General features: G+C 71.4%; 27 protein-coding genes. 17 read left to right on the top strand and 10 right to left on the bottom strand.

The genetic code is table 11. The annotated features are described in order from the left end of the window. The first annotated feature begins 234 nt into the window (after positions 1-234). The 4 genes from mltG to SACAZDRAFT_RS00050 all read left to right on the top strand — a co-directional run bounded on the left by mltG (position 235) and on the right by SACAZDRAFT_RS00050 (position 4,815). Entirely contained in the window at positions 235-1,683 is a 1,449-nt protein-coding gene (gene mltG / locus SACAZDRAFT_RS00035) for an endolytic transglycosylase MltG (protein WP_005437411.1), read from the top strand. A 16-nt stretch (positions 1,684-1,699) separates the two neighbouring features. Next, positions 1,700-2,554: a shikimate dehydrogenase gene (locus SACAZDRAFT_RS00040; protein WP_005437412.1), complete on the top strand. Its 855-nt coding sequence runs from the start codon at positions 1,700-1,702 to the stop codon at positions 2,552-2,554. Positions 2,555-2,634: 80 nt separating this feature from the next. Beyond that, positions 2,635-3,822: an endonuclease/exonuclease/phosphatase family protein gene (locus tag SACAZDRAFT_RS00045; RefSeq protein WP_005437413.1), complete on the top strand. Its 1,188-nt coding sequence runs from the start codon at positions 2,635-2,637 to the stop codon at positions 3,820-3,822. Between the two features lie 48 nt (positions 3,823-3,870). Further along, entirely contained in the window at positions 3,871-4,815 is a 945-nt protein-coding gene (locus SACAZDRAFT_RS00050; RefSeq protein WP_005437422.1) for a D-2-hydroxyacid dehydrogenase family protein, read from the top strand. A gap of 6 nt (positions 4,816-4,821) precedes the next feature. Here the strand turns inward: SACAZDRAFT_RS00050 and SACAZDRAFT_RS00055 are convergent, their stop codons facing one another. From SACAZDRAFT_RS00055 to SACAZDRAFT_RS00085, 7 genes are all read right to left on the bottom strand, one after another. Beyond that, entirely contained in the window at positions 4,822-5,634 is an 813-nt protein-coding gene (locus SACAZDRAFT_RS00055; RefSeq protein WP_005437424.1) for a serine hydrolase domain-containing protein, read from the bottom strand. Positions 5,635-5,703: 69 nt separating this feature from the next. After that, entirely contained in the window at positions 5,704-6,348 is a 645-nt protein-coding gene (locus SACAZDRAFT_RS00060) for a dienelactone hydrolase family protein (RefSeq protein WP_005437425.1), read from the bottom strand. After that, positions 6,345-7,046, bottom strand: a complete 702-nt coding sequence (locus SACAZDRAFT_RS00065) for a phosphoribosyltransferase (protein ID WP_005437426.1) — start codon at positions 7,044-7,046, stop codon at positions 6,345-6,347. Before SACAZDRAFT_RS00065 ends, SACAZDRAFT_RS00060 begins: the two co-directional genes overlap by 4 nt. Continuing rightward, complete coding sequence (locus tag SACAZDRAFT_RS00070; RefSeq protein WP_005437427.1) at positions 7,043-7,336, bottom strand: hypothetical protein; 294 nt, start codon at positions 7,334-7,336, stop codon at positions 7,043-7,045. Before SACAZDRAFT_RS00070 ends, SACAZDRAFT_RS00065 begins: the two co-directional genes overlap by 4 nt. An 80-nt stretch (positions 7,337-7,416) precedes the next feature. Beyond that, a complete protein-coding gene (locus tag SACAZDRAFT_RS00075) occupies positions 7,417-7,683 on the bottom strand; it encodes an HPr family phosphocarrier protein (RefSeq protein ID WP_005437428.1) in 267 nt (88 codons plus the stop codon). A gap of 4 nt (positions 7,684-7,687) precedes the next feature. Continuing rightward, a complete protein-coding gene (locus SACAZDRAFT_RS00080) occupies positions 7,688-9,004 on the bottom strand; it encodes a PTS transporter subunit EIIC (RefSeq protein ID WP_005437429.1) in 1,317 nt (438 codons plus the stop codon). After that, the gene (locus SACAZDRAFT_RS00085; protein ID WP_005437430.1) at positions 9,001-9,831 is read right to left on the bottom strand and encodes a GntR family transcriptional regulator; all 831 of its coding nucleotides are present in this window, start codon (positions 9,829-9,831) and stop codon (positions 9,001-9,003) included. Before SACAZDRAFT_RS00085 ends, SACAZDRAFT_RS00080 begins: the two co-directional genes overlap by 4 nt. 153 nt (positions 9,832-9,984) lie before the next feature. On the opposite strand from SACAZDRAFT_RS00085, the gene SACAZDRAFT_RS00090 reads away from it, so the two are divergent. Further along, positions 9,985-10,221, top strand: a complete 237-nt coding sequence (locus tag SACAZDRAFT_RS00090) for a glucose PTS transporter subunit EIIB (protein WP_005437431.1) — start codon at positions 9,985-9,987, stop codon at positions 10,219-10,221. Next, positions 10,218-10,673, top strand: a complete 456-nt coding sequence (locus SACAZDRAFT_RS00095; protein WP_005437432.1) for a PTS sugar transporter subunit IIA — start codon at positions 10,218-10,220, stop codon at positions 10,671-10,673. The genes SACAZDRAFT_RS00090 and SACAZDRAFT_RS00095 overlap by 4 nt, the downstream gene beginning before the upstream one ends. Before the next feature lie 8 nt (positions 10,674-10,681). Here SACAZDRAFT_RS00095 and SACAZDRAFT_RS00100 read toward each other — a convergent pair whose 3' ends face one another. Further along, complete coding sequence (locus tag SACAZDRAFT_RS00100) at positions 10,682-11,119, bottom strand: Rieske (2Fe-2S) protein (protein ID WP_005437433.1); 438 nt, start codon at positions 11,117-11,119, stop codon at positions 10,682-10,684. A gap of 289 nt (positions 11,120-11,408) precedes the next feature. Here SACAZDRAFT_RS00100 and SACAZDRAFT_RS00105 point away from each other — a divergent pair, with 289 nt between their 5' ends. From SACAZDRAFT_RS00105 to SACAZDRAFT_RS00130, 6 genes are all read left to right on the top strand, one after another. Then, a complete protein-coding gene (locus SACAZDRAFT_RS00105) occupies positions 11,409-12,068 on the top strand; it encodes a prepilin peptidase (RefSeq protein ID WP_005437435.1) in 660 nt (219 codons plus the stop codon). A gap of 34 nt (positions 12,069-12,102) precedes the next feature. After that, positions 12,103-13,302 carry a chorismate synthase gene (gene aroC / locus SACAZDRAFT_RS00110; protein ID WP_082245330.1) on the top strand — a complete coding sequence of 400 codons (1,200 nt, stop codon included), beginning with the start codon at positions 12,103-12,105 and terminating at the stop codon, positions 13,300-13,302. Further along, positions 13,299-13,835: a shikimate kinase gene (locus SACAZDRAFT_RS00115; protein ID WP_005437437.1), complete on the top strand. Its 537-nt coding sequence runs from the start codon at positions 13,299-13,301 to the stop codon at positions 13,833-13,835. The genes aroC and SACAZDRAFT_RS00115 overlap by 4 nt, the downstream gene beginning before the upstream one ends. Positions 13,836-13,845: 10 nt before the next feature. Beyond that, positions 13,846-14,949: a 3-dehydroquinate synthase gene (gene aroB, locus SACAZDRAFT_RS00120; protein ID WP_005437438.1), complete on the top strand. Its 1,104-nt coding sequence runs from the start codon at positions 13,846-13,848 to the stop codon at positions 14,947-14,949. After that, positions 14,946-15,377 carry a type II 3-dehydroquinate dehydratase gene (aroQ, locus tag SACAZDRAFT_RS00125; RefSeq protein WP_005437439.1) on the top strand — a complete coding sequence of 144 codons (432 nt, stop codon included), beginning with the start codon at positions 14,946-14,948 and terminating at the stop codon, positions 15,375-15,377. The genes aroB and aroQ overlap by 4 nt, the downstream gene beginning before the upstream one ends. Positions 15,378-15,457: 80 nt before the next feature. Then, the gene (locus tag SACAZDRAFT_RS00130; protein WP_005437440.1) at positions 15,458-16,987 is read left to right on the top strand and encodes a glycoside hydrolase family protein; all 1,530 of its coding nucleotides are present in this window, start codon (positions 15,458-15,460) and stop codon (positions 16,985-16,987) included. Here SACAZDRAFT_RS00130 and SACAZDRAFT_RS00135 read toward each other — a convergent pair. Beyond that, positions 16,984-17,436 (bottom strand): hypothetical protein, encoded by a 453-nt coding sequence (locus SACAZDRAFT_RS00135; RefSeq protein ID WP_082245331.1) that lies wholly within the window; start codon positions 17,434-17,436, stop codon positions 16,984-16,986. The two genes, SACAZDRAFT_RS00130 and SACAZDRAFT_RS00135, sit on opposite strands and share 4 nt — an antisense overlap. Positions 17,437-17,552: 116 nt before the next feature. Here SACAZDRAFT_RS00135 and SACAZDRAFT_RS00140 point away from each other — a divergent pair, with 116 nt between their 5' ends. From SACAZDRAFT_RS00140 to nusB, 3 genes are read left to right on the top strand one after another with little or no spacing between them, the layout of a single operon-like run. Beyond that, positions 17,553-18,650 (top strand): M24 family metallopeptidase, encoded by a 1,098-nt coding sequence (locus SACAZDRAFT_RS00140; RefSeq protein ID WP_040927596.1) that lies wholly within the window; start codon positions 17,553-17,555, stop codon positions 18,648-18,650. Positions 18,651-18,685: 35 nt separating this feature from the next. After that, on the top strand, positions 18,686-19,243 hold the full coding sequence (gene efp / locus SACAZDRAFT_RS00145; protein WP_005437443.1) for an elongation factor P: 558 nt from the start codon (positions 18,686-18,688) through the stop codon (positions 19,241-19,243). A 22-nt stretch (positions 19,244-19,265) separates the two neighbouring features. Further along, a complete protein-coding gene (nusB, locus tag SACAZDRAFT_RS00150) occupies positions 19,266-19,727 on the top strand; it encodes a transcription antitermination factor NusB (protein WP_005437444.1) in 462 nt (153 codons plus the stop codon). A gap of 210 nt (positions 19,728-19,937) precedes the next feature. Here the strand turns inward: nusB and bldD are convergent, their stop codons facing one another. Further along, the gene (bldD, locus tag SACAZDRAFT_RS00155) at positions 19,938-20,426 is read right to left on the bottom strand and encodes a transcriptional regulator BldD (RefSeq protein ID WP_005437450.1); all 489 of its coding nucleotides are present in this window, start codon (positions 20,424-20,426) and stop codon (positions 19,938-19,940) included. 259 nt (positions 20,427-20,685) lie between these two features. Here bldD and pyrR point away from each other — a divergent pair, with 259 nt between their 5' ends. Together pyrR and SACAZDRAFT_RS00165 are read left to right on the top strand one after the other, a co-directional pair. Next, positions 20,686-21,264, top strand: a complete 579-nt coding sequence (gene pyrR / locus SACAZDRAFT_RS00160) for a bifunctional pyr operon transcriptional regulator/uracil phosphoribosyltransferase PyrR (RefSeq protein WP_005437458.1) — start codon at positions 20,686-20,688, stop codon at positions 21,262-21,264. Beyond that, complete coding sequence (locus SACAZDRAFT_RS00165) at positions 21,261-22,202, top strand: aspartate carbamoyltransferase catalytic subunit (protein WP_005437459.1); 942 nt, start codon at positions 21,261-21,263, stop codon at positions 22,200-22,202. Before pyrR ends, SACAZDRAFT_RS00165 begins: the two co-directional genes overlap by 4 nt. Positions 22,203-22,292 lie beyond the last annotated feature (90 nt).

Consider the following 22,292-nt stretch of genomic DNA (forward strand, 5'->3'; position numbering starts at 1 on the left):
GAGCGGCCCCCGCGGCGTGCGGCGCCGGATCCCGACCGTCCTCCGCGGCGCGCGCTGCCGGATCCCGACCGCGCACCGCGCCATGCGACGGGCGAACACGAAGTTCCGCCGCGTCACCGACGCGAGCACGGGGACCTGCTCGACGACAGGCCGATGACGCCTCCACCACCGGCGCCACCGGCGGCACAGCCGCCGCCTCCGCCGCAGGCCGCACGGGCCCAGGGCAGGCCGCCGATGCGTCGACGCAGGCCGTCGCCCAACGACGGTGTCCCGCCGGACGACAATCCGACTCAGATCTTCGAGCTCGAGGAGCCCTACGACGATCTCTACGACGAGGAGATCGAGGGCGACTACGGCGATGACGACGATTACGGCTACGACGAGTACGACGGCTACGACGACGAGGCCGGTGACGGCGAGCGGGACGACGCCGCCCGCCGCGACCGCGACCGTGGTGGTCTCGACGAGGAGTTCGACGAGGACGGCTTCGCCTCCGACGACGACCGCGCGGAACCGGCATACCTCCCGGACGAGCGGGACGACGAGGAGGACGACACCCGGCGCGGAGGCCGCGGGCGGCGGATGCTGAAGTGGCTCGCCGCGCTCCTTCTGCTGGCGGTGCTGGGCGCGGGTGCGTTTTTCGGCGCGCGGGAGCTTCTGGGCTTCGGCTACGAGGATTACGAGGGCTCCGGTGAGCAAGACGTGCTCCTCCACGTGGAGCAGGGTGACGTCACCGGCGCCATCGCAGCCAAACTCGCCGAGCTCGACGTGGTGGCCAGCGCGGAGGCGTTCGTCAAGGCCGGCGAGGACGACAAGCGCGTCCTCGGTATCCAGCCGGGCTACTACCAGGTCAAGACCAAGATGTCGGGCGAGGCCGCCGTGCAGGCGCTCGTCGACGAGAAGTCGAGGGTCGGTCACGTCCAGATCAGGGCGGGCACCAAGCTCTTCGACGTCACGCAGCCCGACGACTCGGTGACGCCCGGTATCTTCACGCTGCTGGAGCAGGCGTCGTGTGTGCGGCTCAACGGCGAGGAGAAGTGCGTGTCGGCGGACGAACTGCGCGAGACCGCCGACACCGAGGACCTCGGCGAGCTCGGCGTGCCGGAGTGGGCGGTCGAGAAGGCGGAGCAGGCTCCGAAGGGCCGCAAACTCGAAGGTCTCATCGCCCCGGGCGTCTACGACGTGAAGCCCGGCGGCGAGGCCAAGGACCTGTTGTCGCAGGTGCTCACGGCCTCGGCGACGCGGATGGAGGCGGCGGGCCTGCCGGACAGCGCGGAGGCCTACGATCCGTACGAGACGCTGGTCATTGCCTCGATCATCGAGCTGGAGAGCGTCAAGACCGACTTCGAGAAGGTGTCGAGCGTCATCCACAACCGGCTCGAGATCGACATGCCGTTGCAGATGGACTCCACGGTGAACTACCCCTTGAAACGGCCGACCTTGACCACCAAGAGCAAGGAGCGGGACAAGACCACGCCGTGGAACACCTACGCGATGACCGGGCTGCCCGAGACACCCATCGGGTCACCGAGTCTGGAGGCCATCGAGGCGGCGTTGAAGCCGGCGGACACCGACTACGTGTACTTCGTGAAGTGCGAGGAGAACGGCCTGTCGTGCTTCAACGTGGACTACCAGGAGCACACGGCCGCCCGGGACGACGCGAGGGAACGTGGTGTCTACTGAGGCGCAGAGGTCCACTGTGGGCGGTCGTCGGGCGGGTGTCCTCGGTTCGCCGGTGCGGCACTCGCTCTCGCCGGTGCTGCACAACGCCGCGTACGCCGCACTCGGTCTCGACGACTGGAGCTACGACACGCACGAGGTCGACGAGGAGTCGTTGCCGGCATTCGTGCAGGCGCTCGGTGCCGAGTGGGTGGGGCTGTCGGTGACCATGCCCGGCAAGCGCGCGGCGTTGGCGGTGGCCGAGTCGGCGACACCGCGCGCGGTGGCCGTGGGAGCGGCGAACACGTTGGCGCGGCTTCCCTCGGGCGGGTGGAAGGCCGACTGCACCGATGTGGACGGTGTGGCGGGCGCGTTGCGTGCCGCGGGAGGATTCCGGGGCGGAGCCGGGCGTCCCGCGGCGATCCTGGGTGCCGGCGGCACGGCGGCGGCCGCCGTGGCGGCTCTCGAATCGCTCGGGCTCACGGAGGTCCGGCTCGTGGTGCGCGAGCCGGCTCGCGCCCAGGCCACGGTGGAGGCCGCGCGGCGCGTGGGAATCGACGTCGTCGTGCTGCGGTGGGCGGACACGGACTTCGCGGCACTCGCCGCGGAGGTGGAGGTGCTCGTCAACACCGTGCCGCCGGAGGCGGTGGCGCCGCACGCCGCCACCCTGGCCGCCGTGCCCTCCGTCCTCGACGTGATCTACCACCCGTGGCCGACGCCGCTGGCCGAGGCCGTGGCCGCGCGGGGCGGCCGGGTGGCGACCGGGCTGGACATGCTGCTGCACCAGGCCTTCGGGCAGGTCGAGCAGTTCACCGGACGTCCCGCTCCCCGCACGGTGATGCGGGACGCGCTCCGCGACGCGACCGAGCACGTCCTCCCGCTGCCACTGGACTGAACCGATCACCTCGGGTCCGGGACTCCTGCTGTTCACCCGCAGCCGATAGGGTGCCCGCAGCGAGTGGCCCTGGAGGTGCGATGCGAGGGAAGGTCGCGGTACTGGCAGCCGCGTTGGTGCTGTCGGGAACCGCCGGAGTGGCGTCGGCGACGCCGGACGTCCGGGAACCGGTCCGTGTCGCTACGTTCAACGCCTCGCTCAACCGCGCCGCCGAGGGCGAGTTGCTGGCCGATCTGTCCACAGGCGACGACGAGCAGGCCAGGGCCGTCGCCGAGGTGATCCAGCGCAGCAGGCCGGACGTGCTGCTGGTCAACGAGTTCGACTACGTGGAGGGCGGCGCGGCTGCCGACGCGTTCCGGCGGAACTACCTGGACGTCCCGCAGAACGGGGCTCGGCCCGTCCACTACCCGTACGCTTACACGGCGCCGGTCAACACGGGTGTGCCGACCGGACACGACCTCAACCGCGACGGCACGGTCGACGGCCCCGACGACGCCCACGGGTTCGGGCACTTCCCCGGCCAGTACGGGATGCTCGTCCTGTCGCGCTATCCGATCGACACCGAGCAGGTCCGGACGTTCCAGACGTTCCGCTGGAAGGACATGCCCGGCGCGCTGCTGCCGGACGACCCGGAGACGCCCGAGCCGGGTGACTGGTACTCGGCGGAGGTGCTCCGGACACTACGGCTGTCGTCGAAGTCGCACTGGGACGTGCCCGTCCAAGTGGGTCGGCGCACCGTCCACGTGCTGGCGGCGCACCCGACGCCGCCCTCGTTCGACGGGCCGGAGGATCGCAACGGCACACGTAACCACGACGAGATCCGGTTCTGGGCCGACTACGTCACGCCCGGCAAGGGGCGCTACATCTACGACGACGACGGTCGCCGGGGCGGGCTGCCCGCGGGGGAGCGTTTCGTCGTCGTGGGCGACTACAACGCCGACCCGTTCGACGGGGACAGCACCGACGACGCCGCGCGCACGCTGCTCGACGCCCCGCGGGTCCACGACACCCGGCCCGCCAGCGCGGGCGCCGTGGCTGCGAGCCTGCTGCAGGGCGGCGCCAACGGAGACCACCGCGGTCCCGCCCGGCTCGACACGGCGGACTTCTCCGACGACCAGCCGGGCAATCTCCGCGTCGACTACGTGCTGCCCTCGCGAGGTATGCGGGTGACCGGTGACGGGGTCTTCTGGCCGGTGCCGGGCAGCCGGCTCGACCACCTCAACGCCGCGTCCGACCACCACCTGGTGTGGGTGGACGTCCGACCCTGACGTCGGGCCCGGCCGATCCCCGCCGCCTCCGCGGGTTAGCGTGAGGGCATGCGGATCGCGATCCTCGACGACTATCAGAACGTCGCGTTGACCCTGGCCGACTGGGACTCCCTCGACGCCGAGGTCCGGGTGTTCACCGAACACATCGCCGACCAGGACGAACTGGTTCGCGCGCTGGCGGGTTTCGACGTCGTCGTGGCGATGCGGGAGCGCACACCGTTTCCCGCCGCCCTGCTGTCGAGGCTTCCCGACCTGCGGCTGCTCGTCACCACGGGGCAGCGCAACGCGTCCATCGACGTCGAGGCCGCGCGCAGGCAGGGGATCGTCGTCTGCGGCACCGGCTACCTGCCGCATCCGACCGTCGAACTGACGTGGGCGCTGATCCTCGCCGCCGCCCGGCACCTGCCCACCGAAGTGCAGGCGATGCGCGAGGGAGGCTGGCAGACCACGCTCGGCACCGGCTTGCGAGGCCGCACGCTGGGCTTGCTCGGTCTCGGCAGGTTGGGGTCGCAGGTCGCCCGGGTCGGGCAGGCCTTCGGCATGCGCACGATCGCGTGGAGCCAGAACCTGACCGCCGACCGCGCCGCCGAACACGACGTCACGGCCGTCTCGAAGAACGAGCTGTTCGCGAGCTCCGACGTCCTGTCCGTGCATCTCGTGCTCAGCAAGCGCACGCGGGGACTGGTCGGCGCGAAGGAACTCGCGGCGATGAAGTCCACCGCGCTGCTGGTGAACACCTCGCGGGCGCCGATCGTCGACACCGACGCCCTGCTGGAGGCGCTGCGGCAGGACACGATCGGCGGCGCCGCCCTGGACGTCTACGACGTCGAGCCGCTGCCTGCCGACCATCCCCTTCGCTCGATGCCGAACGTGGTGCTCACCCCGCACATCGGCTTCGTGACCCGCGAAACCTACGAGGTGTTCTACCGGGACGCCGTCGAGGACATCGCCGCGTTCCGACGCGGTGAACCGGTACGGGTGCTGGCGGGCTGACCGGGCTCAGTCGAGCTCGGCGAGGACGGCGTCGGCGAACTCGGGCCACACCTCGGCCGCCCACGGGCCGAACGGGCGGTCGGTGAGTGCGACACAGGCCACGCCGGCGTCGGGGTCGACCCAGAGGAACGTTCCGGCCTGTCCGAAGTGCCCGAAGGTCTTCGGTGAGTTGCGCCGACCGGTCCAGTGCGGGCTCTTGCCGGCGCGCAGCTCGAAACCGAGGCCCCAGTCGTTGGGCTTCTGGTGGCCGAACCCGGGCAGCACGCCGTTGAGCCCGGGGAAGGCGACCTGGGTCGCCATGTCGAGAGTGGACCGGTCGACGAGGCTCGGCGTCTGCAGTTCGGTGGCGAACCGGACGAGATCGTCGACCGACGATTCCGCGCCCGCGCCGGGGGAGCCCTTCAACACGGTGTCGCGCATTCCCAGCGGCTGGAACAGCGCCTCGTCCTGGTAGGTCTCGAACGCGATGCCGGTACGGTCGGTGAGCGCGTCGGCGAGCTGCTCGTACCCGGCACTGGAGTACAGGCGGCGCTGCCCGGGAGGGGCGAGCACCTTGTGTTCGTTGAACCCGAGCCCCGCCGTGTGGGCCAGCAGGTGGCGGATCGTGGACCCTTCCGGCCCCGCGGGCTCGTCGAGCTCCACGGCACCCTCCTCGATGGCGATGAGGGTGGTGTAGGCGGTGAAGAGCTTGGTCACCGACGCGAGAGCGAAAATGCGCGCGGTGTCGCCGTGGGTGCCGAGCAGGGTCCCGTCGGACCGGACGACTGCCACGGCCGCGTTGTCGACGGGCCACTGCTCGATCAACCGCACGCTGTCCATGGCACCACTCTAACGGGGACGTTCGCGCGCACCCGCGGACCCGCGTGCGCTGGAGACGGGCCCGGCACGTCACGCGGCCAGGTGCTGGGTGAACCACGTCCCGGCCAGGTCGGCGACCTGTTCCAACGCGCCGGGCTCCTCGAAGAGGTGGCCCGCCCCCGGCACGACCTCCAGTCGATGCGGTCCGGTCAGGCGGTGCGCGGCCTGCTGGTTGAGTCGCAGCACCTGCGTGTCGGCACCACCGACGATCAGCAGGGTGGGTGCGTCGACGTCGCCGAGCGCGTGACCGGCGAGGTCGGGCCGTCCGCCGCGCGACACGACCGCGCGGACGAGCTCCGGCCTGCGGGAGGCTGCGACCAGTGCCGCCGCCGCGCCGGTACTGGCCCCGAACAGTCCGATCGGCAGCGCACGGGTCGTGGCGTCGGCACTCAACCGGTCCACGGCCGTCACGAGGCGGTCGGCGAGCAGCCCGATGTCGAACCGGAGGGATCCGGTGGCGGCGTCGTGGCGCGCCTCGTCCTCGGAGAGCAGGTCGAAGAGCAGCGTGGCCAGGCGGCGGTCCTGGAAGCTGCGAGCCACCGCGACGTTGCGCGGGCTCCGGCGAGAACTGCCGGAGCCGTGGGCGAAGGCCACCACACCGATCGCGTCGGCGGGCGCGGTGAGGTCGCCCGACAGGGCCGTCGCGCCGGTCGCCACACCGAACGGGACCGTCATCCAGCACCCCGGGAGTACTCGTCGAGCAGCGCGACCACCTCGTCGTCGCTGGTCTGGGAGAAGTCGCCGTACCACTGGCCGACCGCCTGGAAGTGCGGCGGTTCCGACACGCACAACACCAGGTCGGCCTCGTCGCGGAGCGCGGAGGCCGCCTGCGGCGCACACACGGGGGAGGCGAACGCGAGTCTGCGCGGCCCTTCCCGCCGCAGCGCGCGGAGGGCGGCCGTGGCCGTCACGCCCGTGGCCAAGCCGTCGTCGATCACGATGACGTCCCGGCCCTCCAACCGTTCGGGCTCGCGCCCACCCTGGTAGACGTCGAGGCGGCGCAGCACCTCCTTGCGTTCGCGGGCGGCCGCGGCGTCGAGATCGGCTCCGTTCATGCCGAGGATGCGAACGCTCTGGTCGTCCACGACCACGGGGCCGTGGGCGGTCACCGCACCGATGCCGAACTCGGGTCGCCCGGGCGCACCGATCTTGCGGGCGACGAACACGTCCAGCGGCGCGCCGAGCTCCGCGGCGACCTCGGCGGCGACCGGCACCCCTCCTCGGGCGAGTCCCAGCACGACGGGGTCGACCCAGTCGTGCTCCCGCAACGCCGCGGCGAGAGCCCGGCCGGCCGCGCTGCGATCGGCGTACACGCGTGCGGCCGTGGTCCCGGTCGGCCGTGCCGTCGACGGCCCCTGGCGCCGGTGCCTCACCCCGGTTCACCCCGCCGCTTGCGGTGGATGACCCAGCCGAGGTCGATGAGGCTGCCGAACGCGATGAGACCCAACACGATCGTGCCCCACCAGGCGTCGTTGTACGCGAACAGGATCGCGCCGCCGACCGAGAGCACCACGGCCAGGGACGCGAGCACGATGCGCAGGGTCAGCGCGCTGTACGCCGGTGCCGCGCCGCCGAATCCGGCGGTCGGATCGTGGTAGTCGGGAAGGCCCCGCTCGTACTCCTCCCGGCTGCGGGGTTGGTGGCGGTGTGCTCGTGCCTGCATACGGATCGGGTACCCCGATCGGGCGGCACGCACACGTGGCCCGGACCCCGCCGAGCCGGGCCACGTGCGTGACACGGTGGTCAGCCGTCGAGATCGCTCGCGATGAGCTCGGCGATCGCGTCGACGGCCGCCTCGGCGCCCTCACCGTCGGCGGCGACGACGACCGTGTCACCGTGTGCCGCGCCGAGGGTCATCAGGTTGAGCACGCTCGAGGCCGCCACCGGAGTGCCGCCGTTCTTCGCGATGGTGACCGCCACCGGCTGTGCCGCCGCGGCCTTGGCGACCTGGGCGGCGGGCCTGGCGTGCAGCCCCACCTTGCTCGCCACCGTCACTGTGCGTTCGGGCACGTCGTCATCCCTTCGTCGAGTCGGTCGAATCGTCGGTCGTGGAGTTCGGTCGGTCGTCGTCCGCGCCCGTGGACGCGGTGGCGGGTTCGGCGGGCGTGCCCGACTCGGAGTCCGAACCGCTTTCGTCCTCCTCACGCCCGGGTGTGCGGAGGTTCCACTTGGTGATCACCCACCGGAACAGCAGGTAGTAGATCGCCGCGTAGACGAGGCCGATCGGGATGAGCAACCACGCCTTGCTGGCGGCCTCGGCCCCCGAGTTGAGGAGGAAGTCGATCCCACCCGCGGAGAACATGAACCCGAGGTGGATGTCGAGCGCGTTCACCAGCGCGAGCGAGATACCGGTGAGCACGGCGTGGATGAGGTACAGCGGCCACGCGACGTACATGAACGAGAACTCGATGGGCTCCGTGATGCCGGTGAGGAACGCCGTGAGCGCAGCGGTGATCATGATGCCGCCCACGACCTTCTTCTGGCTCGGGCGCGCGGTCTGCCAGATCGCCAGCGCGGCCGCGGGCAACGCGAACATGAAGATCGGGAAGAACCCGGTCATGAACGCACCGGCCTCGGGGTCGCCGGCGAAGAAGTTGTTGATGTCGCCGCCGTCGAAGATGAACCAGACCGGCACGTTGAGCAGCTGGTGCAGGCCGATGGGGATGAGCAACCGGTTCAGCACCCCGTAGACACCACCGCCGACGACGGCGTCACCGGTGGCCAGCTCGCCCAGGTTGTTGATCCCCGCGTCGATCACCGGGAACACGAGGCCGAACACCACACCCAGCACCACCAGGATGAGCGAGTTGATGATCGGCACGAAGCGGCGCCCACCGAAGAACGCCAGGTACGGCGGCAGCTTGATGCGGTAGAACCGCTGCCACACGACCGCGGTCACCAGACCGACCACCACACCGGACAGCACGCTGTACGGCCACTTGATCGGTGCGAGGTACCAGCCCGCCGTGGGTTCGAAGCCCTCCAGTTCCTCGATCGGCGCGAAGACCTGCACGACCTTGCTGAAGACGACGAAGCCGACCACGGCGGCCACGCCGGTGGAGCCGTCTCCCTTGCGCGCGAAGCCGACCGCGATGCCGACGGCGAACAGCAGCGGCAAGAAGTCGAACAGCCCGCCACCGGCGGCGGCGAAAACCTTCGCCACGTCGGCCGTGGCGTCCCAGCGGCCCAGCATGTCGTCCTGGCCGAGCCGCAGCAGCAGGCCCGCGGCGGGCAGGGTCGCGATGGGCAGCATGAGGCTGCGGCCGAAGCGTTGCAGCCCCGCGAGCTTCTTCCCCTTGCGTTTCTTCTTCGTGTCCGTGGTGGTGCTCACTGGTGTCCTTTCTGCGCATCTGTCGTGGTGTGGCAGCGCCGGAGAGTGTCGTTCGGACGGTGCTTGCCGTCGGTGCCGTCGGCGTTCAGGGCCACCGTGATCCGGTATCGGTCGCCCCGGTACCACGAGGTCGAGTCCTCGGCCGTCAGCCCGCCCGAGCCCGAGATCCGGTGGAGGACGAGCAGCGGTGCGCCGGGCCGCAGACTCAGCAGCCGGGCCTGTCCCGCGCGGGCGATCCCCGCCGTCACGGTCTGCCGGGCGGTGTCGAAGCGCACGCCGCGGTGGTGCGCGAGCTGGGCGTACAGCGACCCGGTCAGGTCGAGGTCGAGCAGCCCCGGCACGAGGTCCGGGTGGAACCAGCCGTCCTCGACGGCCAACGGGACGTCGTCGGCCAGCCGCAGGCGCCGGACGTGGGCGGCGGGTCGGCCGGGCGCGAGGTCGAGCACCCGTCGGGTGGCTTCCGGCGGTATCGCCGTCGAGGCGGACAGCACCCGGCTGCTCGCGCGAAACCCGCGCCGGCGCATGTCCGTGGTGAACGACAGGAGGTGGAGCGAGAGGTCGAGGCGCCGTGCGGTGGTGAACGTGCCTTTGCCGCGGACGCGGTGCAGCAGCCCTTCCGCCACGAGACCACCGACCGCGGTGCGGACGGTGAGCCGGGACACGCCGTAGCGATCGGCGAGCTCGCGTTCCGAGGGGATCGCCGCGCCCGGCGAGAGTTCGTGCTCCACCAGGTGGCGCAGGATGTTCCGGAGTTGCGTGTGCTTCGGCGTCGGCCCGTCGAGGATGCGGTCGGACCAGCCCCGCGGGATGCCGCGATCCCGGCCCATTCGCACCCCCGTACCTCGTCGTACTCGCCCCGGCGGTCCGGAATTGGTACGTTCCGGTCTAGACCACTGGGGCGATGGGGCAGAATGCTCCGCAGCCCACCCGGGTGTCAACCACCGTTACGCGTTTGTGGCTGGACAACGAAGGAGACCGCCATGGCCGACGACAGGCCCGAGAAGATCCTGGCTGCGCTCGGCGGCGCCGACAACGTCGTCGAGATCGAGGGATGCATCACCCGGCTGCGCTGTGAGCTGGAGGACGGCTCCGTCGTCGACGAGGCGGCGCTCAAGCAGCTCGGGGCGCACGGAGTGACGCGGATGGGCGACGTCGTGCAGGTCGTCGTGGGTCCCGAGGCCGACGCCATCGCCGAGGACATCCAGGACCTGTTGTGAGCCTGAGCGTGCAGAGCCCGGTGGCGGGCACGACGATTCCCCTCACCGACGTACCGGACCCGGTGTTCGCGCAGGCGATGGTGGGCCCCGGCGTCGCGGTGCGGCCGGACGGAGGGCAGGCGGACGCCGTGTCCCCGATCGACGGCACCGTGGCGACCCTGCACCCGCACGCGTTCGTCGTGGCCGCCGACGACGGCCGCGCCGTGCTCGTGCACCTCGGCATCGACACCGTGCAGCAGAAGGGCGAGGGCTTCACCCTGCACGTCGTCAAGGGCGAGGCGGTCCGTGCCGGTCAGCCCGTGATCGGCTGGAACCCCGACGCCGTGCAGGCCGCCGGGTACTCACCGGTGGTGCCCGTGGTGGCCCTGGACGCCGCCGCCGAGGCGCTCACGGGCATCCCCGGCGAGCGGACGGTCGCGGCGGGCGACCCGCTGTTCACCTGGGACGGCTGAGTCGCCGATCAGGCGGTGACGATGTCGTTGCCCTTGATCGCGACGCCGATCTCGGGCAGCGGCGCGTCGGCGGGGCCTCCCTTCACCGCGCCGGTGGCCGGGTCGAACGTCGAGTTGTGGCACGGACAGCGCAGCACAGGGGAGTCCTCCGGGACCACGGTGCAGCCCTGGTGCGTGCACACCGCGCTGAAGGCGGTCACCTCGTCCTTCGCCGTGCGCGTGACGATCGCCTTGCGGCCGTCGGGGGTGGTCACGGACATGCTCGACCCGACGCCCAGGTCGTCCAGGGAGGCGATCCGGGTGCCCTTCGGGACGCTGGTCTGCGGGGACTTCTCGCCGCCCGGCCCGCCCGAACAGGCTGCGAGTGCGGCTGTCCCCAGCGCTGCTCCGGCCACAGTGGCCCCGGTGGTGAGCACGGTGCGGCGAGAATGCGCCTGACCGGTCATGTGTCCTCCCGTTGTCGGGTCCGTTGCCGTCGGCTCCTCCGATGACGGTGTGAGGTCCCGATTATGCGCTGGTCGCCCGGCCTCTGGAGTCGGGGTTGTGCGAGCGAGACCGGGGCCACCGGGGACACGGACGTCCGAGAGAGCCCGCGGGGGACGCTCCGGACGCCCCAGCCGCTGCCTCGACGCCTCGCCTGACCGAGTGAAAACCGGGGCCTGCGGGAACCGAAGGGTCCCGTTCGCTCACCGCTGTGCTTGTCGGTGGGGGTGAGCCCGGACCACGCTGGCGGGCATGGACTGGGGGTTGCTCTCGATCGTCGTGGTGGGTGCCGGACTGGTGGTGGGGTGGGCGGCGAGTCGGCTGCTCGCGGCGGCCGCCGGCCCCGCGCCCGTACCGGCCGGACCGTGCGCCGTGGGAACCGGCGTGCTGTGGGGTGTGGGGTGCGTACTGGCCCAGCGTGGCGCTCTTCCGCCGTGGTGGGTGCCCGTGCCCCTGGCCGCGACGGCCTTCGCCGTTCCGCTCGCACTCGCCGACCTGCGTCACCGACGGCTTCCGGACGTGTTGACGCTGCCGTCGTACGTCCTCGGCGCCGTGGCCGTGGGTGCCGCCGCGCTCGGTGGTCCGGGGCCGCCGCTCGTGGCCACCGCCGTCGTCGGTGGCCTCGCGACGCTGGGGGCGCACGTGCTGCTCCACCGGCTGGCGCCCGCGTCCCTCGGCGCGGGTGACGTCAAGCTGTCGGGCAGTCTGGGTCTGCTCGCCGGCGCGGCGGGGTGGCCGACGCTCGTTGTGGTGATGGTGCTCGCCTCGGCGGTGACCGCGGTCCTCGCGGGGGCCGCGATCGTGCGGCGCGGTCTCAGGTGGCGGGACGGCGTTCCCCACGGGCCGGGGTTGCTCGCCGCCACATGTGTGGGAGTGCTCTTCCCCGGCGGGCTCCCGTCGGTGGGCAGCTGACGCGGCATTTTCGGCGCGTGACAACATGGGCACTGTGTTGCGTTGGATAACCGCTGGTGAATCGCACGGTCCGGCCCTCACCGCCATCCTCGAGGGCATGGTGGCGGGCGTGGAGATCACGACCGACGAGCTGAGCACCCAGCTCGCTCGACGTCGCCTCGGCTTCGGCCGCAGCCCTCGCATGGGATTCGAGGCCGACCGCGTGGAGTTCCTCGGCGGTGTCCGGCACGGGCTCACTCAGGGCGGACCGATCGCGGTGAAGATCGACAACACCGAGTGGCCCAAGTGGGAGAAGGTCATGGCGGCCGACCCGGTCGACGCCGCGGAGCTGGAGGGGCTGGCTCGTAACGAGCCGCTCACGCGGCCCCGGCCCGGCCACGCCGACCTGCCCGGCATGCTCAAGTACGGCTTCGACGAGGCACGTCCCGTCCTGGAACGGGCGAGCGCGCGGGAGACCGCGTCGCGGACGGCGCTCGGCACCGTCGCGCGGGCGTTCCTGCGGCAGCTCCTGGAGGTCGAGATCGTGAGCCACGTCGTGTCGATCGGCCGCGCGGAGGCCCCCGAGGGGCCGCTGCCCGGACCTGCCGACCTCGCCGCGATCGACGAGAGCCCGGTGCGCGCGTTCGGGCAGGAGGCCACCGACGCGATGATCGACGAGGTGGACCAGGTCAAGAAGGCGGGCGACACCGTGGGCGGGGTCGTCGAGGTCATCGCCTACGGACTGCCTCCCGGCCTCGGCTCGCACGTGCACTGGGACCGTCGCCTCGACGCCCGGCTCGCCGGTGCGCTGATGGGCGTGCAGGCCATGAAGGGAGTCGAGGTCGGCGACGGCTTCACCACGGCGCGGCGGTGGGGCAGCGCGGCGCACGACGAGATCGACGCGGGCGGCGCCTACGGCGTCAGCCGCCGGAGCAACCGGGCAGGCGGGCTCGAAGGCGGCATGACCAACGGCGAGCCCCTGCGCGTGCGGGTGGCGATGAAGCCCATCTCGACCGTCCCACGTGCACTGTCCACAGTCGATGTGACCACGGGAGAGGCGGCCGTCGCCATCCACCAGCGCTCGGACGTGTGTGCCGTGCCCAGGGCGGGCGTGGTGCTGGAGTCGATGGTCGCGCTCGTGCTCGCCGACGCGGCGCTCGAGAAGTTCGGTGGCGACTCGCTGTCCGAGTCGAAGCGGAACGTCGCCTCGTACCAGGAGAGCATCCGCGAGTTCTGGGAGCAGCCGCAGCGGTGAGCGACGTGACGGGAGAAGGCCTGATCGTCGTGGTCGGCCCGCCCGGGTCGGGCAAGACCACGGTGGGACGACAGCTGGCCGAGCACCTCGGTGTCGAGTTCCACGACGCGGACGCCGACATCGAGCGCGAACAGAACCGCACCATCTCCGACATCTTCGCCGCCGACGGCGAGGCCGCGTTCCGCGCGATCGAGGAGGAGACGATCGAGCGGGGCCTGCGCGACTACGCGGGCGTGTACGCGCTCGGCGGCGGCGCCGTGCTCTCCGAGCGCACCAGGACTCGCCTGGCCGACCACACCGTGGTCTTCCTGAACGTGGGGATGGCCGAGGGAGTGCGGCGCACCGGCCTGTCGAGCGCCCGCCCTCTGCTCGCCGGGGTCAACCCCCGGGCCACCTACAAGGCGTTGTTGGACGCCCGGCTTCCGATCTACCGGTCGGTGGCGACGATGGAGATCGACACCAACGGCCGCACACCCGGCGACGTCGTCACGGAGCTGGCAGCCGTTCTGGCCGCGCGTGAAGCGACGCAGTGAGGAGAGACCGATGACCGACCCCGTCCGTATCGCGGTGCGGGCCGCGCAGCCGTACGACGTCGTCGTGGGGCGGGGCCTGCTGGGCGACCTCACCGAGACGGTGCGCGACGCGTCCAGAGTCGCGATCATCCACCCGCCCACGCTCACCACCACGGCTGAGGCCGTCCGGGAGGAGCTGGCCGCAGCCGGACTCGACGCCCACCGGGTCGAGATCCCGGACGCCGAGGACGGCAAGGCGCTGTCCGTGGCGGACTTCTGCTGGGAGGTCCTGGGCCGCATCGGTCTCGACCGCCGAGGCGTCGTGGTGGGCCTGGGCGGCGGCGCCGTCACCGACCTCGCCGGCTTCGTGGCCGGCACCTGGATGCGTGGCGTGCGACTGGTGAACGTGCCCACCACCCTGCTGGGCATGGTGGACGCGGCGGTGGGCGGCAAGACCGGCATCAACACCGACGCGGGCAAGAACCTCGTGGGCGTGTTCCACGAGCCGTCGGCCGTGCTGGTGGACCTCGCCACGTTGGAGACGTTGCCGCGCAACGAACTCGTCGCGGGCATGGCCGAGGTGGTGAAGGCCGGCTTCATCGCCGACCCCCGGATCCTCGACCTGATCGAGGAGGACCCGGCCGCCGCCGTCGAGCCGACGGGCGACACGATCGCCGAACTCGTGCAGCGATCGATCCGGGTGAAGGCCGACGTCGTCTCGGCGGACCTCCGGGAGAGCGACCTGCGCGAGATCCTCAACTACGGTCACACGCTCGGCCACGCCATCGAACGCCGCGAGCGGTACCGGTGGAGGCACGGCGCCGCCGTGAGCGTGGGGCTTGTGTTCGCCGCCGAACTCGCCCGGCTCGCGGGACGGCTCGACGACGCGACCGCGGACCGGCACACCTCCGTGCTGCGCTCGCTCGGTCTGCCCACGAGCTACGATCCCGACGCGCTGCCCCAGCTCATCGAGACGATGCACTCGGACAAGAAGACCCGCTCGGGCACGCTGCGGTTCGTCGTCCTCGACGGTCTCGCCAAGCCGAGCAGGCTGGAGGGACCCGACCCGGCGCTGCTCGCGGGCGCGTACTCCGTGGTCGCGGGCGGGACGACCGACGGGGGAGTGCTGCTGTGATCGTCCACGTGCTCAACGGCCCGAACCTGGGCCGGCTGGGTACCCGGGAACCGGCGGTCTACGGCTCCACGACCTACGCCGACCTCGTGCGGCTCTGCGCCGACACCGGTGCGGAACTGGGCCTCGACGTGACGGTGCGCCAGACCGACCACGAGGGCGAACTCGTGGGCTGGCTGCACGAGGCCGCCGACCTGGCGGCGCCGGTGATCCTCAACGCCGGAGCGTGGACGCACTACTCGATCGCGGTGCGCGACGCCGCCGCGCAGCTGCGGGCGCCGTGGCTCGAACTGCACATCAGCAACGTGCACGCCCGCGAGTCGTTCCGGCACCACAGCGTCCTGTCGGACATCGCCACCGGAGTGATCGCCGGGCTCGGAGTGGACGGCTACCGCCTGGCGCTGCGCTGGATCGCCGACAACGCTCGCTGACGCGTCGATCACGATCTCTAGACTGGGGGCACGCCGCCGGTCCGCGGTGCAGGGGGAAATGGGAGGTTCGGCGGTTCACCATGCGCACTCGCCGTCATCGGAGGACTGTTCGCCGGTCCGGACGGGCCGCGGCACTCGCGCTCGTCGCGGCGTTCGTCGCGTCCTGCACGGCGGGTGAGGCGGCTCCCCGCGGGGATCACGCGGCGACGGCACCCGGCCGCGACGGCCCGCAGGGACAGGGGGCTCCCGCCCCGCCACCCGAGCCGGTCGCCCTGGCCGTCGACGGTCAGCGCGGCGGCGAACACGTGGTGGCGAGCGGCGGAGCCGACGCCGTGTACAACTACGGCCCCACCCTGCTCGTCGACGGTGGCACCGTGCGGATGTGGTGGTGCAGCCAGTACGGCAGCGCCCCGCCCGCGGGCGACGACATCCTCTACGCGGAAGCGGACTCGCCCTCGGGGCCGTTCGCCGGTCCGGGCGGTGGGAGCGTCCCGGCGGTGTTCTCCGGGAACCCGGGCGCCTTCGACGCGATGCACACCTGCGACCCGTCGGTCCTGCGGGTGGGCGGGACGTACTACATGTACTACACGGGAGCCGCCGGCGACCACGCTCACCGCAACGCCATCGGCGTCGCCACCAGCCAGGACGGGATGCACTGGAAGCGCGTGACGGACGGCCCGATCGTCACGCAGGCCGGGGACACGATCCGCGACAACACCTACGGCGCGGGCCAACCCGCGGCGGTGTTCCTCGACGGCTGGTTCTACCTGATGTTCACCGACACGACGGGGCAGGCCGCGGGCTGGAACGGGGCCGGGCAGTTCGTCCTGCGGTCGCGTGATCCGCTGTTCTCGGCGGGTGTCGAGGCGCTGGGACCGGACGGCTTCACCGCGGTGGAGTCGACCGCCGCACCACGGACGCGTTCCGTCGTGGACGCCTTCAGCGCCGACCTCATGTGGGTCGACGCGTTGGACGCCTTCGCCATCGCCCATCAGACGGGCGACGGCACCAGGCTGACCTTCTGGAACCGGGACTTCACCGCCCAGCCCTATCACCCGGTGGTCATCCCGACGCAGTGGGAGGAAGGGCCCGGCCTGGTGCGGCAGCCCGACGGCCACGCGCCGACCTCGACGAAGGACGTGTGCGGGCGGGTGCCGTTCGACGTCGTGCACGCCACGGTGATCGGTGGAGCCGACGCTCCGACGGATCTGCGGCATTACGGGATCGACGTCCACGGCGTCGACGGCTGCGGCAGCCCGGGACGTGCGCTGGCGGTGCTCGACGGCGTCGCCCTGCCGTCGCCGGTCCGCACGATGGACCTGGTGGTGGGTGGTCACGTCGTTCGCGTCGACCGGCGTTCGGTGGCCACCACGCTCGCCCGGCACGTGCTCGACGAGCGGGTTCCCGCGCTGGACGCGGTGCCCGTGGCCGCGCGGCTGGAGGCCGGGGCGACCGCGGTGAGCGCGGAAGGCCGGGGTACCGGGTTCGTGCTGGACGGCACGGTGTGGCCGGTGTCGTCGGCCGAGGCGCTGGAGGCCAACGACTCGCCGGTCGAGTCCATCGGTGCCGAGCAGTGGGACGCCTACCCGAAGGGGCCGGCGCTGGGCTAGTGCGCGGGCTCGGCCTCGCGGCGGGGACGCGGAGACGGCTTGCGTGGCGTGTCCTCGGTGTCCTCGGTGTCGTCGCTGGTGCCGCGGTAGCGGGTCCCGAGCCTCCCGCCCACCAGCAGACCGAGTCCGGCAGGAACGAGGACGAGCAACGCGGTGAAGGCCGCGCCTCCCGTCAGCGCGGACGCGAGCGCGCTCACCCCCGTGCGGTCGACGAGGACGGCTCTGCCGACGACGGTGAGCACACCCGCGCCCACTCCCGCCACCAGGGCGGCGATGAACCAGGTGCGACCCGCGTCGGCGAGGCCCGTCCAGGCGTCGATGGCGCTCCACAACGCCACGGTGCCCACGAGCAACGCCAGGGCGATCACGGTGACGAAGGTGCGGTCGGTCGGCTGGAACACGGCGAACTTCGCGGTGGCGACGGCGGCAGCGGCATGCAGGAGGGCCATGCCGAGTCCGCGGGGAATCCAGGACGGCATCTGCGTCACTGTACTGATCAGGTGTCGTCCCGGGAACGCTTCCGCCCGTGATCGTGACGGGTTCTCGTCCGGCATAGACTGGCTCGGTGCCCGAGATCCACGCCATGCGACGCCAGGCTCTGCGGCAGCGTTTCGCCGACGCCGAGCTCGACGCTCTGCTCGTCACCGACCTGCGCAACATCCGCTATCTGACCGGCTTCACGGGGTCGAACGCGGCCCTGCTCGTGCACGGCGACGGCGACGAGCGCTCCGTGTTCTGCACCGACGGCCGGTACACCACCCAGGCCGAGGCCCAGGTGCCCGATCTGCGCCGGGTCATCGCGCGGCCGAGCGCGGTGGCGCTGGTCGAGAACGCGGCCGAGGGGCTGTCCCGGGGCGCGGTGCTCGGCTTCGAGAGCCAGCACGTGAGCGTGGAGCAGCACGCCACGTTCGTGGACGCGGGGCAGAACCTGGTCCTGTCCCGGGCGCCCGGGCTGGTGGAGCAGCTGCGCGCGGTGAAGGACGACACCGAGATCGCGGCGTTGCGGGCGGCGTGCGCCGCGGCCGATCGGGCGCTGGCGGACCTGCTGGAGCACGGTGGGTTGCGCGCGGGCCGCACCGAACGCGAGGTGGCCCGCGACCTGGAGAACCGCATGGCCGACCATGGCGCGGAGGCCGTGGCCTTCCCGTCCATCGTCGCCGCGGGCGCCAACTCGGCCATCCCGCACCACCGGCCCACCGACGCGGTGCTGACGGTGGGCGACTTCGTGAAGCTCGACTTCGGTGCGGTGGTCGACGGGTACCACTCCGACATGACCCGCACGCTCGTGCTCGGTGAGCCGGCGCAGTGGCAGCGCGACCTCTACGCACTCGTCGCCGCGGCGCAGGCCGCGGGCACGGCCGCCGTCCTTCCCGGGCGGGAGGTGTCCGACGTGGACGCGGCGGCCCGGAGTGTCATCGCCGACGCGGGCCACGGCGAGCGGTTCACCCATGGTCTCGGTCACGGCGTGGGGCTGGATGTGCACGAGGCACCGAGCCTGGCCAAGACGGGCGTCGGTACACTGTCGGCCTGCATGGCGGTCACCGTGGAGCCGGGGGTGTACCTGGCGGGGCGCGGTGGCGTCCGCATCGAGGACACGCTCGTCGTGCGGGAGGGCACTCCAGAGCTCCTCACCATGAGCACCAAGGAACTCGTGGTCGCCTAGTGGCGGCCCCACCCGACACAGGAGAACGCACACTCGTGGCCACCACCAACGACCTCAAGAACGGCATGGTCCTCGTCCTGGACGGCCAGTTGTGGTCTGTCGTCAACTTCCAGCACGTGAAGCCCGGCAAGGGCGGCGCCTTCGTCCGCACGACGTTGAAGCACGTCGTCAGCGGCAAGGTGGTGGACAGGACGTTCAACGCGGGCACGAAGGTGGAGACCGCGACGGTCGACCGCCGGGACATGACCTACCTGTACAACGACGGCACGGACTACGTGTTCATGGACGCGGAGACGTACGAGCAGCTGGAGCTTCCGGCCGACCTCGTGGGCGACTCCGCCGCCTTCCTGCTGGAGAACACCGAGGTCCAGGTGGGCGTGCACGAGGGCACTCCGCTGTACGTCGAGCTGCCGACGTCGGTCGAGCTGACGATCGAGCACACCGACCCGGGCCTCCAGGGCGACCGCTCCACCGGCGGCACGAAGCCCGCGAGGCTGGAGACCGGCGCCGAGATCCAGGTGCCGTTGTTCCTCAGCACCGGCGAGAAGGTCAAGGTCGACACCCGCGACGGCCGTTACCTCGGCCGCGCCTGAGCTGCGGACGGCGACGACCACGGTGAACGACGAGTCCACACCCACCCGCCCCGCTCGGCGAGGGGGCATCTCCCGCCGGGCCTCCCGGCGACGCGCGGTGGAGCTGCTGTACGAAGCGGCCCAGCGCGACGCCGACCCGGTGACGCTGCTGTCGGAACGCGTCGGGTCGGTCCACGCCGATCCCGTCAGCGACTACACGATCACACTGGTCGAGGGCGTCGCCGAGCACCGTGAGCGCATCGACGAGGTGCTCGCGGAACACGCGCAGGGTTGGTCGTTGAAGCGCATGCCGCCCGTCGACCTCGCCGTGCTGAGGGTCGGCCTGTACGAGCTGCTGTGGCGCGAGGACGTTCCCGACCCGGTGGCGATCGACGAGGCCGTGGGTATCGCCAAGGAGTTGTCGACCGACGACTCCCCGCGGTTCGTCAACGGTGTGCTGGGGCGGATCGGCACGATCGCCGATCGTCTGCGCGCGGTCCTCTGACGTCCGTCTCCCGCGCACCCGGGAGACCGGGCACGGTTGTGGGACGGGACGCCGAGGACCGCGCGAAACGAAGTCGGAAGCGACGGGTCGCGGTCCGTCGCGGGGAAACGTGCGGAATTCCTCGCGACGGCCGAGCCGTCACTCCTCGCGACGGCTGAGCCGTCACTCCTCGCGACGGCTGAGCCGTCACTCCTCGCGACGGCTGAGCCGTCACTCCTCGGTCGACGGCCGGGCTTCCGGGGGCAGCACACCCCAGTCGATGAGCTGCTCGGTCAGCTCGCCCGGGGTCATGTCGTAGATGATCGCCAGCGACCGCAGGTCCTCGGTGCGGATCGAGAGCACCTTGCCGTTGTAGTCGCCGCGCTGGCTCTGGATGGTCGCGGCGTAGCGCGCGAGCGGCCCGACTTTCTCCGCTGGAAGCTGCTGCAGCCTCTCCAGATTGATCACGATCTTGGTGGCGGGTTCGGCGCCGGACGGCACCCTGCCCTCGGGCAGCAACTCGACCACCGGAACCCCGTAGAAGTCGGCGAGCTCGGCCAGCTTCTGCACGGTCACCGCGCGGTCGCCTCGCTCGTAGGAGCCGACGACGACCGCCTTCCAGCGGCCACCCGACTTCTGCTCGACCCCGTGCAGGGACAGACCCTGTTGCTGGCGGATACCGCGGAGCTTGGCCCCGAGCGCCTTGGCGTAATCGCCCATGTGGTGGTTCTCCGTTTCCTCGCCCCGATGCGGCCACCGCTGACCGACAGGGAACACTTCTCCCGAATACTCAGAGTAATGGTTACGCCTTGTCGTCACCAGGTCAAGCAGATCATCGCCGCCTGGGGTTACTCACCGAGACAGACCACCCGTAAGGGCGAGGTCACTAACCTGCTACCGTCGACGAGGTTCACCAGCGGAACCAGCGAAAAGACATCCTTTAAGGACCCGTCCAGCGAGGCGGGGAAGGAGACCTTCCGTGGCGTCACGTTCACGTGGCGCGACCGGATCGGCTGCTGAGCGGGAGCTGCTCTCGGCCGGAGACGTCGCGCGCACCATCGCCCGAATGGCCCATCAGGTCATCGAGAAAACCGCGCTGGGTGCAGAGGACATGCCTCCACCCGTGTTGCTCGGGATCCCGACCAGGGGAGCGCCTCTGGCCGCTCGACTGGCCTCGAAAATCACCGAATTCTCCGGCGTGACGGTGCCCACGGGCACGCTCGACGTCACCCTCTACCGCGACGATCTCCGTCGGAAACCGACGCGCCCGCTCGCGCAGACCCAGGTTCCCGGCAGCGGTGTCGACGACCGCATCGTCGTTCTGGTCGACGACGTCCTCTACTCGGGCCGCACCATCAGGGCCGCGCTCGACGCGTTGCGCGATCACGGCAGGCCGAAGGCCGTCCAACTCGCGGTCCTGGTCGACCGCGGACACCGGGAACTGCCCATCCGCGCCGACTACGTGGGCAAGAACGTCCCGACCTCGCGCTCGGAGGACGTCTCCGTGCTGCTCGAAGAGGCGGACGGCCGCGACGCGGTGCTGTTGGGGGCACGATGAAACACCTGCTGTCCACCGACGGTCTCGACGCCGACTCGATCACGGCGGTGCTGGACACGGCCGACGAGTTGAAGCGCACCCTGCTGGGCAGGGAGGTCCGCAAGCTGCCGACCCTGCGTGGGCGCACCGTCGTCACGCTGTTCTACGAGAACTCGACCCGCACCCGCGTGTCGTTCGAGATCGCGGGCAAGTGGATGAGCGCGGACGTGATCAACGTGTCGGCGAGCTCGTCCTCCGTGGGCAAGGGAGAGTCGCTGCGCGACACGGCGTTGACGCTGGCCGCTGCGGGCGCCGACTGCGTGATCGTGCGCCACCCGGCGTCCGGTGCGGCACATCGGCTGGCCCACTGGTTGAGCGAGGCGGGCACCAGCGTGGTCAACGCCGGTGACGGGACGCACGAGCATCCGACTCAGGCGCTGCTCGACGCGGCGACCCTGCGGGAACGGCTCGGTGACCTCGCGGGTCGTCGGGTGACGATCGTGGGTGACGTGCTGCACAGCAGGGTCGCCCGGTCCAACGTGCATCTGTTGTCGACGCTCGGCGCACAGGTGACGCTCGTCGCGCCGCCGACCCTGCTGCCGGTCGGGGTGGAGTCGTGGCCGGTGACCGTGTCCCACGATCTGGATTCCGCGCTTCCCGCCGCCGACGCGGTCATGATGCTGCGGGTGCAGGCGGAGCGCATGCACGGAGGTTTCTTCCCGACGACGCGCGAGTACTCGGTCGCGTACGGGCTGAACGAGACGCGCGCGCGGCTGTTGCCCGAGCACGCCGTGGTGCTGCATCCGGGGCCCATGTTGCGCGGGATGGAGATCGCGTCGGCGGTGGCGGACGCGCCGAGCGCGGCGATCACGGAACAGGTGCGCAACGGCGTGCACGTGAGGATGGCGGTGTTGTATCACCTGCTGGCGGCGGCGGGAGACGGAGGCGACCGTGACTGAGGATTCTGGCCAGTTGCGGGCGCCGACCGGGTGCGGGTGTCCCGCAGGGAACGGAGGCGACCGTGACTGAGGATTCTGGCCAGTTGCGGG

The organism is Saccharomonospora azurea NA-128 (assembly GCF_000231055.2).
Lineage (GTDB): Bacteria > Actinomycetota > Actinomycetes > Mycobacteriales > Pseudonocardiaceae > Saccharomonospora > Saccharomonospora azurea.

What these genes read in the sequence shown, in the direction of transcription:
- SACAZDRAFT_RS00045 (WP_005437413.1), top strand. Translation starts at nt 2,635, where the DNA reads ATGCGAGGGAAGGTCGCGGTACTGGCAGCCGCGTTGGTGCTGTCGGGA.
- bldD (WP_005437450.1), bottom strand. Translation starts at nt 20,426, where the DNA reads ATGGGCGATTACGCCAAGGCGCTCGGGGCCAAGCTCCGCGGTATCCGC.
- mltG (WP_005437411.1), top strand. Translation starts at nt 235, where the DNA reads ATGCGTCGACGCAGGCCGTCGCCCAACGACGGTGTCCCGCCGGACGAC.
- SACAZDRAFT_RS00055 (WP_005437424.1), bottom strand. Translation starts at nt 5,634, where the DNA reads ATGGACAGCGTGCGGTTGATCGAGCAGTGGCCCGTCGACAACGCGGCC.
- SACAZDRAFT_RS00100 (WP_005437433.1), bottom strand. Translation starts at nt 11,119, where the DNA reads ATGACCGGTCAGGCGCATTCTCGCCGCACCGTGCTCACCACCGGGGCC.
- SACAZDRAFT_RS00090 (WP_005437431.1), top strand. Translation starts at nt 9,985, where the DNA reads ATGGCCGACGACAGGCCCGAGAAGATCCTGGCTGCGCTCGGCGGCGCC.
- SACAZDRAFT_RS00060 (WP_005437425.1), bottom strand. Translation starts at nt 6,348, where the DNA reads ATGACGGTCCCGTTCGGTGTGGCGACCGGCGCGACGGCCCTGTCGGGC.
- aroB (WP_005437438.1), top strand. Translation starts at nt 13,846, where the DNA reads ATGACCGACCCCGTCCGTATCGCGGTGCGGGCCGCGCAGCCGTACGAC.
- SACAZDRAFT_RS00070 (WP_005437427.1), bottom strand. Translation starts at nt 7,336, where the DNA reads ATGCAGGCACGAGCACACCGCCACCAACCCCGCAGCCGGGAGGAGTAC.
- SACAZDRAFT_RS00135 (WP_082245331.1), bottom strand. Translation starts at nt 17,436, where the DNA reads ATGGCCCTCCTGCATGCCGCTGCCGCCGTCGCCACCGCGAAGTTCGCC.
- SACAZDRAFT_RS00105 (WP_005437435.1), top strand. Translation starts at nt 11,409, where the DNA reads ATGGACTGGGGGTTGCTCTCGATCGTCGTGGTGGGTGCCGGACTGGTG.
- SACAZDRAFT_RS00130 (WP_005437440.1), top strand. Translation starts at nt 15,458, where the DNA reads ATGCGCACTCGCCGTCATCGGAGGACTGTTCGCCGGTCCGGACGGGCC.
- SACAZDRAFT_RS00165 (WP_005437459.1), top strand. Translation starts at nt 21,261, where the DNA reads ATGAAACACCTGCTGTCCACCGACGGTCTCGACGCCGACTCGATCACG.
- SACAZDRAFT_RS00050 (WP_005437422.1), top strand. Translation starts at nt 3,871, where the DNA reads ATGCGGATCGCGATCCTCGACGACTATCAGAACGTCGCGTTGACCCTG.
- SACAZDRAFT_RS00085 (WP_005437430.1), bottom strand. Translation starts at nt 9,831, where the DNA reads ATGGGCCGGGATCGCGGCATCCCGCGGGGCTGGTCCGACCGCATCCTC.